The 17,622-nt window shown below is 47.0% G+C and carries 17 protein-coding genes; 8 read left to right on the forward strand and 9 right to left on the reverse strand.

The window, feature by feature from the left end:
• Positions 1-31: 31 nt before the first annotated feature.
• Entirely contained in the window at positions 32-1,678 is a 1,647-nt protein-coding gene (locus HP548_RS18260; protein ID WP_175382454.1) for an AraC family transcriptional regulator, read from the reverse strand.
• Between the two features lie 203 nt (positions 1,679-1,881).
• A complete protein-coding gene (locus HP548_RS18265; protein WP_175382455.1) occupies positions 1,882-2,898 on the reverse strand; it encodes an ABC transporter substrate-binding protein in 1,017 nt (338 codons plus the stop codon).
• A gap of 260 nt (positions 2,899-3,158) precedes the next feature.
• On the opposite strand from HP548_RS18265, the gene HP548_RS18270 reads away from it, so the two are divergent.
• From HP548_RS18270 to HP548_RS18300, 8 genes are all read left to right on the forward strand, one after another.
• Positions 3,159-4,367 (forward strand): pyridoxal phosphate-dependent aminotransferase, encoded by a 1,209-nt coding sequence (locus HP548_RS18270; protein ID WP_175382456.1) that lies wholly within the window; start codon positions 3,159-3,161, stop codon positions 4,365-4,367.
• A 74-nt stretch (positions 4,368-4,441) separates the two neighbouring features.
• Positions 4,442-4,594, forward strand: coding sequence for a hypothetical protein (locus HP548_RS33105; RefSeq protein ID WP_217504745.1), 153 nt, complete (start codon positions 4,442-4,444; stop codon positions 4,592-4,594).
• Between the two features lie 134 nt (positions 4,595-4,728).
• Entirely contained in the window at positions 4,729-5,832 is a 1,104-nt protein-coding gene (gene proB / locus HP548_RS18275) for a glutamate 5-kinase (protein ID WP_175382457.1), read from the forward strand.
• Between the two features lie 96 nt (positions 5,833-5,928).
• Positions 5,929-7,176, forward strand: a complete 1,248-nt coding sequence (locus tag HP548_RS18280) for a glutamate-5-semialdehyde dehydrogenase (RefSeq protein WP_076288973.1) — start codon at positions 5,929-5,931, stop codon at positions 7,174-7,176.
• A gap of 36 nt (positions 7,177-7,212) precedes the next feature.
• Positions 7,213-8,073, forward strand: coding sequence for a pyrroline-5-carboxylate reductase (gene proC, locus HP548_RS18285; RefSeq protein ID WP_175382458.1), 861 nt, complete (start codon positions 7,213-7,215; stop codon positions 8,071-8,073).
• Positions 8,070-9,293 (forward strand): 2,3-diketo-5-methylthiopentyl-1-phosphate enolase, encoded by a 1,224-nt coding sequence (locus HP548_RS18290; RefSeq protein ID WP_175382459.1) that lies wholly within the window; start codon positions 8,070-8,072, stop codon positions 9,291-9,293. The genes proC and HP548_RS18290 overlap by 4 nt, the downstream gene beginning before the upstream one ends.
• The gene (locus HP548_RS18295; protein WP_175382460.1) at positions 9,290-9,967 is read left to right on the forward strand and encodes a 2-hydroxy-3-keto-5-methylthiopentenyl-1-phosphate phosphatase; all 678 of its coding nucleotides are present in this window, start codon (positions 9,290-9,292) and stop codon (positions 9,965-9,967) included. The genes HP548_RS18290 and HP548_RS18295 overlap by 4 nt, the downstream gene beginning before the upstream one ends.
• Positions 9,968-9,969: 2 nt before the next feature.
• The gene (locus HP548_RS18300) at positions 9,970-10,623 is read left to right on the forward strand and encodes a methylthioribulose 1-phosphate dehydratase (RefSeq protein ID WP_036607600.1); all 654 of its coding nucleotides are present in this window, start codon (positions 9,970-9,972) and stop codon (positions 10,621-10,623) included.
• 142 nt (positions 10,624-10,765) lie between these two features.
• Here HP548_RS18300 and HP548_RS18305 read toward each other — a convergent pair whose 3' ends face one another.
• From HP548_RS18305 to HP548_RS18335, 7 genes are all read right to left on the reverse strand, one after another.
• Complete coding sequence (locus tag HP548_RS18305) at positions 10,766-12,076, reverse strand: multi-tm2 domain protein (RefSeq protein WP_343054876.1); 1,311 nt, start codon at positions 12,074-12,076, stop codon at positions 10,766-10,768.
• A gap of 42 nt (positions 12,077-12,118) precedes the next feature.
• The gene (locus tag HP548_RS18310) at positions 12,119-12,571 is read right to left on the reverse strand and encodes a hypothetical protein (RefSeq protein ID WP_076288968.1); all 453 of its coding nucleotides are present in this window, start codon (positions 12,569-12,571) and stop codon (positions 12,119-12,121) included.
• Positions 12,561-13,181, reverse strand: a complete 621-nt coding sequence (locus HP548_RS18315; protein ID WP_175382462.1) for an RNA polymerase sigma factor — start codon at positions 13,179-13,181, stop codon at positions 12,561-12,563. The genes HP548_RS18310 and HP548_RS18315 overlap by 11 nt, the downstream gene beginning before the upstream one ends.
• Before the next feature lie 162 nt (positions 13,182-13,343).
• Entirely contained in the window at positions 13,344-14,066 is a 723-nt protein-coding gene (locus tag HP548_RS18320; protein WP_246318107.1) for a DnaD domain-containing protein, read from the reverse strand.
• On the reverse strand, positions 14,066-15,361 hold the full coding sequence (gene asnS / locus HP548_RS18325; RefSeq protein WP_063566804.1) for an asparagine--tRNA ligase: 1,296 nt from the start codon (positions 15,359-15,361) through the stop codon (positions 14,066-14,068). Before asnS ends, HP548_RS18320 begins: the two co-directional genes overlap by 1 nt.
• Before the next feature lie 102 nt (positions 15,362-15,463).
• Positions 15,464-16,669 carry an acetate/propionate family kinase gene (locus HP548_RS18330; RefSeq protein WP_076288965.1) on the reverse strand — a complete coding sequence of 402 codons (1,206 nt, stop codon included), beginning with the start codon at positions 16,667-16,669 and terminating at the stop codon, positions 15,464-15,466.
• Positions 16,666-17,538, reverse strand: coding sequence for a 3-hydroxyacyl-CoA dehydrogenase family protein (locus tag HP548_RS18335; protein ID WP_063566802.1), 873 nt, complete (start codon positions 17,536-17,538; stop codon positions 16,666-16,668). Before HP548_RS18335 ends, HP548_RS18330 begins: the two co-directional genes overlap by 4 nt.
• Between the last annotated feature and the right edge of the window lie 84 nt (positions 17,539-17,622).

Raw genomic sequence — 17,622 nt, forward strand, 5'->3', positions numbered from 1 at the left:
ACCGTAATACCTATAATCATAGCTTGATCATTCAAACATCTGCAACCTGTTTTCGTTCTGAACTCCTACATAATAACTCGGGCAACAAAGTTAACAAACGGTTGCTCGTCAGTGCATCGCCCAAATTCCATGTTGTTTCTTCCACTTCGTACACCTGCCCCTTCTGCACGGCTGTAAGTGCTCGCCAGTTTGGACTCTGCATCAACTTCTCTGTGGCCTGCATTGCAATAACGTCTTCAGGAAGCAAGACAAATATATGGTCACCGGCATACTGACGAATCGCTTCAGACGAAATTTCCTTATACGCTCTGCCCGCGACAAGCGCCTCCTTCACTTTCGTAACGGGCCTGAATCCCATCGGATGATACAAGAGTGAGGCCAGACCAATATTGCCCATGACAAATAATCGGGCACCCCGATGATAGGTGAATACGGACACCGTTTCCCCCGGTTCAATTGAAGCATGAATCTTCATCCACATCTTTTCCATACGTTGCTGATAGGAGGAGAGCCATTTTTCAGCTTCTGATTGCTTGCCAAACCAGCTTCCCACCCTACAAATTCGATCTTCCAGCGTTGCATGAGAGTTATATGCCAGTGTGGGTGCTATTCGGGAAAATTGTTCATATTGTTGTTCGTTAGTGCTATCGAAAATGATCAGGTCTGGCCTCATCCGGACTGCCTCTTCCACATTAACCGGGGCAAACGCATCATAGGCCTGATCTCCTAATAAACCAATGCCCAGCACTTGCAAATCTCCACCGGAATCACCATAAAACATAATTCGCTCGGGCTGTGACGGAATATTCACATCATGACCCAACCAATCCTGAACCAGTGTTTGTTGCTGAATAGATCGGTCATATTGACGAGGCGATAATCCGGTCATTTGACGAAAACGCCTGCTGAAATAATACTCATCCTTAAAACCCACCCGGGTTGCTATATCCCGAAGCGGTTCATCGGATTTGCGCAACCAATCCTTAGCATGTTTAATTCGTACATGGTTCACATAATCAAGCGGCCTGTGGCCTGTTAATTGTCTGAACAAGTTTGTATATTGCACGGGTCGGATATCTGCAAGACGGGCCAGTTTCGTTACTGTGATTTCTTCAGCGTAATGATCTTCTACATATTGAATTGTACTGTGTAGTCTGGATTCCATGCTCTGCTCTGTTTTTGCTGAAGTGTACCGGGTGATGATCATCTCCATCCATCTCTGAAACTGTGCATTCAAATGGCTATATTCGGCATCTGTTTGATAATCCCGAATGGCATACAATTGCTCCAACAGCCCACTTAACGGGGCATAAGGATAGCCATTCAATTGATTTCTATGTTCGAATACAGGGCGCGTATACTGTTCCGGATCTCCCGTCAACACATGAATAACATCAAATGATATCACCATATATTTCAATTTCAATCGGTTTCCATGTTCAATCTGGTACCCTTCACCCGGAGAAAGCGGGTAAACACATCCGGTGGTAAAAGGAAACTGTTCATATCCTATATATAAGCGACCTTCACCTTCTTCGCAGATCAAAAATGTATGTTTATCACATGCCACTTCCAGCATCACCTGTTCTGGTTGTTCAATTCGTTGTTCCAGATGATCCAGCCGAAACATGAATGCTGAAAAATACAACCCTCTGGCATCGGCATTCAAAGCCTGCATGGTGGTTCACCTCGTTTTTTAAAATGAGAATGATTATCATTCTATCTGTATGAACTGATTATAAGCGAGCTTTTGTCATTAATCCAGATCTGGCTGTAATCAGCACAAAAAAGAGCATTCAACGAAATGTTGAAGGCTCTTTTTTAGTCGGCATTTTCGTTCTTAATCCAATACAATATTATGATGTATCTATCTATAAACGACTATTGAATCATCTGTTTCGGCAACTCTTTCAAAAGCCATTCTCTTGAAGTTGCGTCACTTGAAGCCTTGACCAGATCAAAGCGATATACTTTTCCTTCTTTTACAGCGGGCAGGTTCTTCCAAATCGGGCTATCCAGCAATTCTTTGGTGGACTGCTTCGCATCATCCGTTACTGGATCCAGTATAAATACGCGATCACCTGCTATTTCAGGCAGCTTTTCAGTAGAAATCTCAGCAAAGCCCATTCCTTCATCTAACACTTTCTGAATTTCCGCGGTTGGCTTCATCCCATCGGCTCCATATAATAACTGTGGCAATCCTGCTCCGGCCATTACAAACAGTCGATTACCAGGATACATGGTGAATACCGAAGCCGTTTCCCCTTCTTTCAGTCCATTCTCATGAAGCTGCTTCCACATCTCTTCCGTTGCTTGTTGATGGGCCGTGATCCAAGCTTCCGCTTCCGGCTTTTTGTTCAAAAGATCGCCAAGAATACGCATGCGGTCGTCCAATGACGCAAATGAATCAAAGGTAACCGTTGGCGCAACCTTCGAGATTTGATCATATTGTGCCTCATCGCTATTCGAGAAAATGATCAGATCAGGATTCAAGGTAAGCGCCTTTTCAACACTCAACGGGAAACCCACATCTTCCGCTTGGGCGACCTGATCATCATATACTGTTCCCTCCTGACGAAGAATACCTACAGGTACAACGCCCAGCGCTAGCAAGTCCCCTGTAACTTCACCATGATAAATTACACGCTTCGGCGTAACCGGAACCTCTACATCATGGCCTGTCCAGTCCTTGAACATCCGGGTTTCACCCTCACTGTTATCTGCGGATGCCGACTGATCCTGATTGGACTGATCTTCGTTTGTCTGTGTTTCATTGACCGTTTTGGAATCATCCGTTCCGGCAGACGGAGTTGAAGTCTGATTTCCACAAGCCAGCAGAAGAATGGATAACCATGTAACCGTCAATAATACTGCCGTATTTCGTATACCCTTTTTCATTTCTATTTCTCCCCCTAATAAGTGCTTCGTTCCTATTCACAAATGATATTGATTATCATTATCGAATATTATCATAAAACAGGATTTCCCCTAATCTCAATGGACAAAACAAAATATCTCATTTCAGTTTTGTACAAAAACTTAAATATTGGCTCCTCCCAAGTATTCATGAAGTGTTTTCCCCCTATACAGCTCGGGATTGACGTGATAAATTAATGAATACTATATTGCCATCTTTAATAACCGGAGTGATGTATAGCATGACTAATCAACCTCAATCATCGGGTCGTTCAGCCTTTACCATACCTACATCCGATGTAATGACACAGCTTCCTACACAATTTTTTGCTTCCCTAGTTCAAAATGTAAACCGAGAAATTGCAAGTGGTCACGACGTCATTAACTTGGGTCAGGGGAACCCGGATACACCTACACCACCCCACATTGTCAAAACATTGCAGGAGTCGGCTGAGAACCCGCTCTATCACAAATATTCGCCTTTTAGCGGGCATGCTTTTCTGAAGGAAGCTGTTGCGAAACGTTACAAGGAAGATTACAACGTGGATCTGGACCCCGAAACGGAAGTTGCGATTTTATTTGGCGGAAAAACGGGCTTGGTCCAGTTACCTCAGGTATTGCTCAATCCCGGCGACGTATGTCTTGTACCTGATCCAGGTTATCCGGATTATTGGTCTGGTGTGGCTCTGGCGAAAGCGCACATGTCTTTTATGCCACTGCTGGAGTCCAATGCATTCCTGCCTGATTATGAAGCAATCTCTACTGAGGATCGAGAAAAGGCCAAGCTGATGTTCCTGAACTATCCTAACAATCCAACCTCAGCAACTGCCCCTCTTTCCTTCTATGAAGATACGGTAGAGTTTGCCATTCAAAATAAAATCGTCGTAGCCAGTGACTTCGCCTATGGTGCAATTGGATTCGATGGACATCGTCCAGTGAGCTTTTTGCAGGCACCAGGTGCCAAAGAGGTGGGAATTGAGTTCTACACATTATCCAAAACCTACAATATGGCGGGTTGGCGCGTCGGATTTGCTCTAGGTAATTCGGAGATCATCTCCAAAATCAATCTGCTGCAGGATCATATCTACGTGAGCCTCTTCGGAGGCATCCAGGCCGCTGCTGCGGCAGCACTGACATCTTCCCAGGAATGTGTGACTTCACTGGTTGCACGTTATGAATCACGTCGCGACGCTTTCTATGATGCACTCTCATCCATCGGCTGGCAGGCTCCTAAACCGGGAGGTTCCTTCTTTAGCTGGCTGCCTGTACCTGCAGGCTTTACTTCTTCTTCCTTTGCTGACGTATTACTGCGTGAAGCTAAGGTGGCCGTAGCACCGGGTATTGGTTTCGGTTCACATGGTGAGGGCTATGTGCGCGCAGGACTCCTAAGTGATGAAGATCGATTAAGGGAAGCAGCGGAGCGGATTGGCAAGTTGAATTTATTCAAGTAATTTACAGGTGCATAACCCCTTTGCATCTGCCAAGTTTCCATGGTATGTTATAAGGAAATATTGAACGAAACGTGATGACGGGACCAGTACGAGAGGATCAGCCGCGCCCAGAGAGTAAATTCCATCGGGCTGCAAGAATTTACCGCGGCTTCTCTCCGAAACCTACCCCTGAGCGGCCTGTGATGCACAGGACAGTGCCTTCTGTTACAGGGCATGAAGCCGGATGATCCAATCATCAATAAAGGTGGTACCGCGGAAGTAACGAACTTTCGTCCTTTTTAATTAAAAGGGCGGGAGTTTTTTTTGTACCCAACGGTCTGCTCCAGGGTCAATCATTAATATTGTTTAAGGAAGTGAAATTATGACCTCACGTATTGTAGTTAAGATCGGAAGCAGTTCGCTTACTACGGAAGAAGGCGGGCTAGATCGGAGTGCCATTACTTTTTTTGCTGGAGAAATTGCTGCCTTGGCCGAACAGGGCCACGAGGTTCTTCTGGTCACTTCGGGAGCGGTAGCTGCCGGATTCCGGGAGATTGGTTACCCCCAGCGTCCCAAGCAATTGCATGAAAAACAAGCTGCAGCGGCTGTTGGGCAAGCTTTGCTGATGCAGGCATATCAACAGGCTTTTGCAGCGCACCGCGTTACTACAGCACAAATTCTACTCACCCGTACCGACTTTCACAGCCGGAAACGTATGGGCAATGCAGGCATGACGGTAGAAGAACTGCTCAAACAGCGCGTCATTCCGATCTTTAATGAGAATGATACCGTATCTGTCGATGAATTGAAGTTCGGAGATAACGATCTCCTGTCTGCTCTGGTAGCGAATCTGGTCAAGGCACAGCATTTGGTCATTCTTACAGATACCAACGGTCTGTACACGGCTGATCCTCGAAAAGATCCATCTGCGTTTCGTTATGACCGTATCCACGAAATTACGGCAGAAATTTACGCCTATGCTGGCGGTTCTGGATCATCCGTAGGTACCGGAGGCATGCGATCCAAGGTAGATGCAGCCAAAGTGGCAACGCGTGGAGGCGTACCTGTCTTTGTAGGAAGTGTGAAGGAACCTGGAGATATGCAAAGAGCGGTTGATGGCACCGGAAAAGGAACGTATTTCGAAACTCGCCTTGCCGCTCTCTCTCGCAAAAAACAATGGCTTGGCTTCATGTCTACTCCGCTCGGTACCGTCGTTGTGGATAATGGTGCCGAAGAAGCATTGGTTCATGGTGGTCATAGTCTCCTGCCTGTAGGTGTCAAACGTGTGCTGGGTACCTTCCATGCCGGAGATGTTGTAGAGGTGCTGGGTATGGATGACACTTTGCTCGGTCGTGGTATCGTCAATTATGATGATGACCAGCTACGGCTCATCGCAGGACTGCCAAGTGGCGAAGTGATGAAGCAGTTGAACAGCATCCATCGACTTGAGGTTATCCATCGAGACGAGTGGATTACGTTAAAATAGAACACCTATAATCCTACCGAGTGTACTACTCAGGATCATATGATACAGCTATTAAATATTCTTTTGTTTCCACTTTATATATGGGAGGAATTTATGATGAGTGAAGTCAGGGAAAAAGCGAGCAAGGCCCAAGCCGTGGTTCCGCAGCTGAATCGACTGAGCACAGAACAAAAAAATAACGCCCTGCTGGTCATGGCGGACGCATTAATTGCCCAAGCGGATTCCATTATTGCAGCAAACGCTGACGATCTGGAACGTGGCAGACATCAAGGTACGCCAGAATCGATGCTGGATCGCCTCGCTTTGAATAAGGAGCGTATCGCCGGTATTGCTGAAGGACTGCGTCAGATCGTGGAGTTGCAGGACCCTGTGGGCGAAGTGCTGGAGACTTTCACTCGTCCGAACGGATTGCATGTTGAAAAATTGAGAGTGCCCATCGGTCTAATCGGCATCATTTACGAGGCACGTCCAAATGTTACAGTAGATGCTGCCGGACTTTGCCTCAAAACAGGTAACGCTGTACTGCTACGAGGCGGCTCCTCGGCCCTCTCCTCCAATCGCAAAATTGTGGAGGTACTCCATCAGGCACTGGCAACAACAGATATGCCAGCTGATGCATTGCAGCTTGTTGAGGATGCAGACCGTTCCTCCGTGGACGAAATGCTCAAGTTAAATGGACTGCTCGATGTCATCATCCCACGCGGCGGTGCTTCACTGATCCGCAATGTGGTCGCCAATGCAACAGTGCCTGTGATCGAAACCGGTGCAGGTATCTGTCATACTTATGTGGATGAATCTGCTGATCCAGTCATGGCAGCGGAGATTGCCGTTAATGCCAAGGCACAGCGTCCATCCGTATGCAACTCCATGGAAACCTTGTTGCTGCACGCTGTATACGCGGAGGAGCATCTGCCGGCTCTGGCTGAACAACTCCGTGAGGCGAATGTCCTGTTGAAGGGTTGTGACACGGTCCGCCGTCTCGTTCCCTCTGCCCTTTCTGTGACGGAAGAAGATTATGCGACAGAGTACAATGATTATATTTTAAATATTCGTGTAGTTCAGAACCTGGATGAAGCGATGGAGCATATCGCCCGTTATGGCACAAAGCATTCAGAGTGTATCGTCACCAAGGATACCAGCAATGCAGAACGTTTTTTACATGATGTCGATGCGGCTGCTGTATACCATAATGCTTCTACTCGTTTCACAGACGGATTTGAATTCGGTTATGGAGCCGAAATTGGGATCAGTACCCAGAAGCTGCATGCTCGTGGACCTATGGGTCTGCCTGCATTAACGTCAACCAAATACCGTATCACTGGAAATGGACAAATCCGGCAATAATATCGCAGCTACAGTTATATAGGAGGAACGATAAATATGAGTCAAGAACAACAGACGTTATTACAACAGAAGATTACATTTCACGGAGCAGGTGCGATGGCTGAAGCCATCGTGCGCGGATTAATTTCCCGCCTTGTCGTTCGTCCTCAGGATATTACGATGCTGAACCGAAGCAACCAGAAACGTCAGGAGGAGCTCAGCACCCGTTATGCCGTAAATACCGGAACTGCTGCACAATCGCTGGATCATCTCGCTGCTTCTCCGGTTATTGTACTCTGCATGAAGCCAAAGGATGCTGCCACAGCGCTGCGTGAACTCGGGCCGCTCCTGTCGCCGGATCAATTAATCGTTTCGGTTATTGCCGGATTATCGATCCGTACGATGCAATCCCTACTGGGACGTAAGCAACCGATCGCCCGCACCATGCCGAATACGTCCAGTACAATCGGGCTCGGCGCAACCGGACTTGCCTTTTCCGAAGAGATTACGGATGAACAGCGCAGTACAGTCATGACGATGTTCGAAGCTGTTGGAATCGTGACCATCGTGCCTGAAGATAAACTTGAAGTGCTCACAGGTATTTCCGGAAGTGGTCCGGCTTATGTATACTATTTGATGGAGGCCATGATTGCCGCAGGTATTCGTGGCGGACTATCCAGCCAACAAGCCCGCGATCTGACTGTTCAGACCGTGCTGGGTGCTTCACGCATGGTACAACAGACTGGCTTAGAGCCAATGAAACTCCGTAGTGATGTGACCTCCCCGGGAGGTGCAACTCAGGCAGCACTAAAAACGCTGGATGAGGGAGATTTCTTTGAAAATGTAATCGCAGCCGTCAACCGCTGTGCAGAGCGCTCACGGGAGATGGGAGCTGCTTTGGAAGGAGATTTAAAATGAATAATATGTGCACAGCCACATATCGTCTGCATGATGATCGTGCAGACTTCCGCAAGAAAGCTGAGTCCATTGCTGTCGGCATGACCGTTGGCAGTTGGACTGAATTGCCTCAGGCCAAGCGTGAGGCGATGCAGAAACATCTGGGTGAGGTCATCAGCGTTGAGGTGCATGAAGTTGAGGACATGGCCCCAGGTGAGCGTTACGCTGATATTACCATCGGTTATCCGGATGTAAATTTCAGCCGTGACATTCCTGCCCTACTCGTGACGGTCTTTGGCAAAATTTCAATGGACGGACGCATCAAACTGACACGGCTTGGATTCTCGGACGGGTTCCTCAGCGCATTCCCCGGTCCCAAGTTTGGACTGAATGGTGTTCGTGATCTATTAGGTGTACATGATCGTCCGTTGTTAATGAGTATCTTTAAATCAGTCATTGGACTGGATGCTGAAGAACTGAGGGAACAGTTTATTCGCCAAGCTCTTGGTGGAGTAGACTTGATCAAAGATGATGAAATTCTGTTTGAGAACAAACTGACTCCGATTGAGAAAAGAGTCGAGGTCTGCATGAAAGCTGCGGAACAGGCACGCAAGGAGACGGGTAAGAAACTTCTTTATGCCGCAAATTTAACTGGACCTACCTCACGCCTGAAACAACAGGCTGAACGCGCGATAGGGGCAGGAGCAAATGCGCTGTTGTTCAATGTCTTGTCTTACGGATATGACGTGCTGCACGAACTAAGCAGTGATCCGGACATCAACGTACCAATCATGGCTCACCCTGCGCTTGCAGGTGCACTGTATCCTTCACCACACTATGGAATCTCGGCTTCCGTCCTGCTGGGGCAGCTGATGCGACTTGCCGGAGCGGATCTGGTGCTCTTCCCTTCCCCTTACGGATCGGTGACGATGCCGAAGGAAGAGAATATGGCCATTACAGAACAATTGCTGTCACCTGAGCTTCCGGTCAGAACCAGCATGCCTGTGCCTTCGGCTGGTATACATCCAGGGCTTGTACCGCTTATTCTGCGTGACTTCGGCACTGATGTCATCGTTAATGCCGGCGGAGGTATCCATGGACATCCCATGGGCACTGAGGCAGGCGGACGGGCATTTTTGCAGGCTATCGAGGCAGCCCAACGTTGCATTCCACTGGCAGAATATGCAGTCGAACATCCCGAGCTGAAAAGTGCACTGGATCTGTGGGGTGGCGAACGATGAGAAGTGATAAAAAAACAGTTATTTTCTGTGATTTTGATGGCACGATCACCCTTTCGGACAATATCGTAGCGATTATGAAACATTTTAAACCCGAAGGTATTGAAGCGATTATGAAAGACACGATTGAACAGCGAATTTCGCTCCGCGAAGGTGTGGAAGCGATGTTCGCTCTGTTGCCTTCTTCGCAGAAAGATGAGATTGTGGAATTTGTCCTTGGACAGGCCGGCATCCGAGAAGGTTTCAGCGAATTTCTTGCATATGTTAGGGACGAGGGCATAGAATTCAATGTCACCAGTGGCGGAATGGACTTTTTTATTGAGCCTTTGCTCGCTCCATTCGATATTCCACAGGATCACGTTTATTGCAACGGGGCAGATTTCACAGATGAATTCATACGTATTGAATGGCCTAATCCATGTCAGCCTCCTTGTGAGAATGGCTGCGGCATGTGTAAAACGACGGTTATTCGTACATTCCCGGAAGAACAATATAATCGTATCCTCATTGGAGACAGTCTAACGGATTTTGAAGGTGCCAAAATCGCTGATCTTGTCTACTCCCGTTCTATTCTGACGGATAAGTGTATAGAGCTGGGTGTGGACCATGTCCCATTCACAACCTTCTACGATATTATGGAAGATATGAAACAGAAGCAAACACAAGGAGTGCTGTAAAAATGGGTTTTGAAAAGATTACATTGGAACATAAACGCCAGGTCCTCGAAGAGCTGGCTGATATCAAAGCGCTGTTTGCCAGCCGTAACTGGTTCCCTGGTACAAGTGGCAACCTCTCGATGCGTGTGGGCGACTTCGACCCGGAGCAATTCTACTTTGCAGTTACTGCATCAGGCAAAGACAAATCTCTCCGTACACCGGAAGACTTTCTGTTTGTGGACAAGCATGGTAAAGCCATTGAGACCACAACCCTGAAACCGAGCGCTGAAACGTTAATTCACTGCGAAATCTATCGTTTAACCGGCTGCGGCGCGGTGTTCCACGTGCATACCGTATTTAACAACCTGATCAGTGAATTCTTTGGAGCAGACGGACACGTACCGATTCAAGGCATCGAATTGATCAAGGCTTTCAACATCTGGGAAGAAAATGCGGAGATTCGTGTACCGGTTCTACCTAACTTTGCAGATATTCCATCTATCGCTGAATTGGTGCCAGGTGTACTTGATGCCAACGTACCGGGAATTTTACTGCGTAACCACGGTATTTATGCCTGGGGCAAAGATGCTTTTGAAGCCAAACGTCATTTGGAAGCGTTCGAGTTCCTATTTGAAGTGATGTACCGTCAGCTTCTGTTAAAGGGTGCTACGAAATAGCAATCATTTATTCGAAATCAAAGCTGCACAACCAAAACACGCCAAGGCTGATATACATAGGCCTTGGCGTGTTTTTTATGTTTGGGGAATTTCTTGTTTTCTATGATTTCTTTGTTCCCATTCAGAAAAAATCTGTAAAGTTCTACAATCGATCATCCCGATCCTTGAATAAAAAGAGACTGTCTGCTCCCTCATCATTTCGATGAGCCGCACTAGGGATAACCGTCCCCCTCTGCTTGCCAAACAACAGCTTCAGACCGCCAAAAATGAGCAGCAAGGACACAATGACGGTGTTCACATACGAACGAATCTCGTACGTCATAAATGCATCCGGGAACATCTCATTGAGCTGTGGAATGACCAAACGGATAAACAGATAGTACAATCCCAACGCAGCAATTCCGAATCCAATCAGGCGCTGGTGACGAGCCCAATCCTTGAAAATGGGTTGATCTGTCAACGGTTCGCGGCCATACCGGCTTGAACACTGAAGTCCGTCAAAGAAGCTGTAGAACCAGATCAACGGAATCATGAACAGGAACACCGATAAATGAAGCAGGTCCAGAACGTAGATACTGCCGAGAAACAGGAACATGAGTTGCATGCCTCTTTTTTGCAGTCCAAGATACAGATGGCCCGCACCCGGGAAGGCTGACAACAGGGTTGCCAGCACTTTGCTTCTCCGTCCAGAAGCCCTGCCCATCTCCAGCTCCTCGAACAACGTACGATCCTGCAATACCTCACCAGCCTGCTTGCGATGCACGTGCTGGACGGCATCAAACATGCAGTATACCCAAATGACAGGCAGAATGAGCAAGAACATCAGAAATACGGATTCATTCGTAATGGAAGCTACAAAAACCATCATGGCAAATGAACCGAAGAACGCGATCAGGAATGATAAACCGCGATGTAACAGTCCGAGATGAAGATGTCCCAGACCTGGAACAAAAGAAAGCAAAATCGTAAAAAATCGTTCGCTTTCACTGCCTTTTCGATACATGGGTTGACCGTAAGCCCCTTCGGGGCCACCATACTCACCACCCTGATGCTGATGTATTCCCTCCATGTCCATCTCCATCTGTCCCAGATGACCTTCCTGACCAGTGTATGCTCCCTGATATGCCGCTCCCTGATATGCCGCCCCCTGATGCGGTCCACTGTAATGTGCGCCATATCCATGGTATCGGGCATCATTAGGCGATGGGGCACGCAGCAGAACGATAATCATATCCAGCATGCTGACACACCAGAAGAATATGGTCCCCAAAGCCCCAAGAATCATTAATTCCCGCTCACTCACCAGAATTGCCAGCATAAACGAACCAACAGCTGTCCCAAAAAAGAGTAATGGATAGATTACAGCTCTGGCAGGTCGACCCCAATAGAGAAAACCCAAACCCGGAATCAGGTTTAATAAGAATGCAAGTAATTTGTTACGATCTGATTGCACAGTCTTCATCCTTTCTTTTCAGGCAATGCGAATAAATTTAATTTATGGTCCAGGCTTGAAGTGATCCAGCCATGAAGTAGCTGCCTCCGTCCATTTTTCCGTAAATGAACCTCTGTGATCACCATCCTGGAACTTATGATAAGGCGCAACCTTGTCAAATAGCCCTGAGGAGAGGAAGATTAACGTCAGACAAGCCGCTACAGCATAATGAAACACTTTGTGATCCAGCCAGAGACGTCTTCGTCCGGAACGCGATTTGCGCTTTGGCTTGGAGGATTGCATTTCCGTAATTTGATTCATGACTGAATCGGCGAAGCCTACCGGGTCCTTCAGTTGTGGCAGCTCCCGATGAATGCCGAGTGCTTCGAGATAGTTGTCCATTGCTGCCGGAACGTCCATAAGCACCTGTTCCATCATACTTGCCTGGTTTGCAGTCATTCGGCCTTCAATATAATCAGTCCATTCCTGGACGGTATACATTCTTTTATTTCTCACGCCACTCATCCTCCTTCCAATGATTTCGAATCCACTGCCGGGCACGATACAGACGGGACTCCACGGTTTTCACTGCCACCTGTGCATCACGGGCAATCTGCTCATAATTTTTTTCGCTTAAGTAATACGCAGTTATAATGTCCCTGTGCTGGGCAGGCAACTGATTGATACGCTCGCGCAACTTCTCCTGACGCTCTTCACGTACAAGGCGGGCAAGAACATCTTCTTCACGACCGGGCATGTTTATTATTTTTTCTTCTCCGCCCATATCCTCAGCGCTTCGTCTGCCCAGCTTGCGTTTGGCATCAATTGCTTTGTGAAAGGCAATTCGGGTTAACCACGTTTTGAAACCTTCGGATCGGTAATCGGGGAGAGATTTAACCATCTGAATGAACGCCTCCTGCGCTGCATCCTGTGCATCCTGATCGTTCCGCAATACGGAGTAAGCCACATGGTATACATGCTGGCTGTACTTTTCGATCAACAAGCGCATCTGGGATGTATCGCCTTGACGGATTTGTTCGATTAAGCGCGCTTCATCAATAACTCTCCCCTCCTCTCCACTACAATAGACGACAACTTGTTTGTTGACCCCTGCGTATTCATTCATTTTTTTATAAAAAGGTTATACATTGCCTGAAAAGTCAATCCTACCGGGAACTTAATACATCTTACTTAACATCTCTATAATCTAAAAAAACAGGCACAGAATAAATTCTGGCCTGTTTTTGATTTATTCTGAATGAAGTCGTTGCCTAATCTAACATTGATGTTAACGTCCTCCGTTACGAAACCGCTGCGTATATGCCTTGGCGTCCTGCACATTCTTCACGCGGTTACGACTCCATTCAAGCAGGATTCGATCTATATAGCGGAAATGCACTTTACCAGCAAACACCGCTTCCTTCAATGCCATGAGAATCAGTTCCTCCTGATAGCGATCCTGATCCAACCAGCTGGATATAGTCTCGCATTCCATCGGGGAAAGCGGGCGGCCAAATTCTTTTTCAAAAATAGAGAACATATTTCGTTCTTCCTCTTCTTTTTGAACACTGTTCGAATCCGGGCGCAATGCATTACTGTCCAGCTGCTGCTTACGAGCAACGTCCATATCCTCTGCTGTACAACCTGCAAGCTTGGCATATAATCCATGAAGATCATACCGTTCATATTGAATGTCACGCTCTTCATCCCGATGCTCGTCAATGTGAATGTACCCGTCTCTCATAAGACGTTGCAGCATTCTGGCGATGCCTTCAGGAGCAAGACCCATACGGGTTGCAAGCTCTTCAAGCGTTGGGAACTCATTGAATTCGACTTGCCGGAATCCAAACAATTGAATCAGCAGAAGCACCTCTGCATCACTTAACCCCAGCTGATGATAATAGCGCAATAAAGCATATGGGAGCTGCGCTGTCCCTGATGCCATACCGTAAGCTGCTCCATTCAACCAGGCTTTGGAGCCGGTTTCTTCCATGGACTCGCGGTTAAGCATTAAGGGTACAGACGATAGAGCATACGTGGGAATGCAATTGTTTCACGTACGTGATCCAATCCACAGATCCATGCTACCGTCCGCTCCAATCCCAGACCGAAGCCGGAGTGAGGAACCGATCCGTATTTACGTAAGTCCAGATACCACTGATATGCCTCTTCCGACAATTGATGCTCATCAAAGCGCTGCTGCATCAGTTCCGGATCATCAATACGCTGGGAACCGCCGATGATCTCTCCGTATCCTTCGGGTGCGATCATATCTGCACAGAGGACCACTTCAGGACGATTTGGATCAGGTTTCATGTAGAATGCCTTGATTCCAGCCGGATAATGGGTAATAAAGACCGGTGTTTCGTATTTCTCGGCAATCGCCGTTTCGTGTGGAGCACCAAAGTCTTCTCCCCAAGGAATATCGAAGCCTTGTCCATTCAGGAATTCAATCGCTTCATCATACGTAATGCGCGGGAATGGAGCTACAATTTTTTCAAGCTTGGATACATCACGTCCAATGGACTCCAGTTCAGCACGGCAGTTTTTCAGAACCGTTTGAACTACGTGTGCAATAAACTTCTCTTGCACTCGCAGGCTTTCCTCATGATCCACAAAAGCCATTTCCGGCTCAATCATCCAGAACTCGATCAGGTGACGACGTGTTTTGGATTTCTCGGCACGGAACGTAGGACCGAAGGAGTACACTTTGCCCAGCGCCATTGCTGCAGCTTCCATATACAACTGTCCACTTTGTGTCAGATAGGCATCTTCATCAAAGTATTTGATGTGGAACAAGTTCGTCGTTCCTTCAGCAGATGAAGGTGTAAGAATCGGAGGATCAACCTGTGTGAATCCGTTACCATCAAAGAACTGCTGAACAGCGCGAATGATCTCCGCACGAATAACCATAATCGCACGTTGTTTTGTCGAACGCAGCCACAGATGGCGATGATCCATCAGGAAGTCTACCCCATGCTCTTTTGGAGTAATTGGATAGTTTTCAGTCAGATGGATAATTTCCACACCAGTAACCGTCATCTCATAACCGGATGCACTACGTGGTTCTTCACGGATAATTCCTGTTACATACAATGAACTTTCTTGAGTCAAGCTCTTTGCAGCATTCCAGATATCTTCGCTGACTTCACTCTTAACCACTACCCCTTGAATATATCCGGTTCCATCACGCAGTTGCAAAAATTGAATTTTGCCGCTGGAACGTTTGTTGTTAATCCAGGCGCCGATCTTAACAGTCTCGCCCACATGCTCACTCACATTACGAATTACACAATCCGTACTCATGCACATATCTCTCCTTGGAATCCTGAATTTGAAAATGCAGCGGGCAGGCATATGCCTGTCCCCTGCACTTCCTTGTCATGCTATATTCACTTTACAATTAGATTACAGAGAATTCAATACGATTCGGTGTGTATCTCTTGCAATCACCAATTCTTCGTTCGTAGGAACTACGAGAACGTCTACTTTGGAATTCGCTGTTGTGATGCGACGTGGTTCTCCAGAGCGAATTGCATTCAGCGCTTCATCCAGTTCAACACCCAGATACGTGAGTTGCTCACATACTTTTTGGCGAAGAACAACGGAGTTTTCACCTACACCAGCCGTAAATACGATCACGTCTACACCGTTCATTGCTGCTGCATAAGAACCGATGTATTTGCGCAAACGATACTCGTACATCTCAAATGCAAGCGTGGAGTTAGCATCGCCAGCCTCCATACCTTCCGTGATTTCACGCATGTCGCTACTAATACCGGAGATTGCAAGAAGTCCACTATGCTTATTCAACATGGAGTTTACTTCGCTTACGCTCAGTTCTTCCTTGTTCATAACATAAGGTACAATGGCCGGATCCAGGTCACCACTACGTGTTCCCATCATTAATCCTTCGAGTGGAGTCATACCCATGGACGTGTCCACGGATACGCCGCCTTGTACAGCCGTTACGCTACCACCATTACCAACATGGCATGTGATGATCTTCAGATCTTCCAATGGACGATCCAGATATTCAGCTGCTGCCTTGCTTACGTAATCATGGGAAGTACCATGTGCTCCATAACGACGCACTTTATACTTTTTGTAAAGCACACGTGGAATGGCATACAGATATGCTTTTTCAGGCATCGTTTGATGGAAAGCCGTATCAAAGACCATTACCTGTGGTACCCCTGGCATATTGGATTCAGCCGCACGAATCCCCATCATTGCTGCAGGGTTATGCAGTGGAGCCAGATCGAACAGACGGCGGATTTCTGCTTTGGAAGCATCATCTACCAATGCTGATTCCTTAAATGCTTCACCACCGTGAACTACACGATGTCCAACAGCCTGAATTTCATCAACGGAACCAAGCACACCGTTTTCTTTGTCTGTCAGGATGTCAATAACTTTACGAATCGCTGTAGTATGTTCTAGAATTTCGCTAACTTCCGTAACATCCTCGCGGCCAGTTGGTTTATGAGTCAGAATGGAAGAATCCATCCCGATCCGCTCTACCAGACCTTTTGCCAATACGGATTCATCCGTCATGTTATACAATTGATATTTGAGCGAGGAACTCCCCGCATTAATTACGAGTACTTTCACAGCCGGTCACCATCCTTGTCGTACTTGAAGAATCCTTCGCCTGTTTTGACACCCAGGTGTCCTGCACGTACCATTTTCTTCAGGACTGTGGAAGGACGATATTTCAATTCACCGAATTCACGGAACATTCTTTCGAGTGCAGCTTCTACTGAATCCAATCCGAAACGGTCTGCCATCTCAAGCGGTCCGTGCTGGAAATTGTATCCGATACGCATAGCGTCATCAATATCTTCAGCGGAAGCGACACCTTCCTGCAGTACATGCAGCGCTTCGTTGATCAAAAGACAGATCAGTCTGGACGTAACAAATCCAGGTGATTCATAGATCATAACGCCTTTTTTGTCCGCTACTTCTTCCACAAAACGTCTAGTTTCTGCAAAAGTGGAATCGGATGTTTTCAGACCACGAATAATTTCTACAAGATCAACCCGGGAAACCGGGTGAATAAAGTGCATACCAATAACACGCTCTGGGTATTTGGTTGAGCTTGCAAGCTCAGTCAAACTCAGCGTGGATGTATTACTTGCAAGAATTACGTTGCTTGGGCAAACTTGGTCAAGTTGACTGAATACCGCTTTTTTCGCTTCCAGATCTTCAGAAATAGTCTCAATGACCATATCGCAAGTTCCGAGTTCAGCCAGATGAGCAACTTTGGTAATACGGGAGAGAATCAATTTCTTCTCAGCCTTCGTAATAGCCCATTTCTCCAGTTGTTTATCGAGGTTAGTCTCAATCATGTTATATGCATGATCCAGCTTCTCCGTTGTGTGTTCCACCAGAAGCACATCAAGTCCTTTGGCTGCAAGCATCTGGGAAATACCTTGCCCCATCGTGCCGCCGCCGACAACTCCTATCTTTTTGAAAAACATGGTTCTGCTCCATCCTTTCGGTTCTCTATTTCTCTATTGTACCCTGTTCGCCGAAAATTACAAATTTCGACCCAACATATAATA

It is taken from the genome of Paenibacillus taichungensis (assembly GCF_013359905.1).
GTDB classification, from domain to species: domain Bacteria; phylum Bacillota; class Bacilli; order Paenibacillales; family Paenibacillaceae; genus Paenibacillus; species Paenibacillus taichungensis.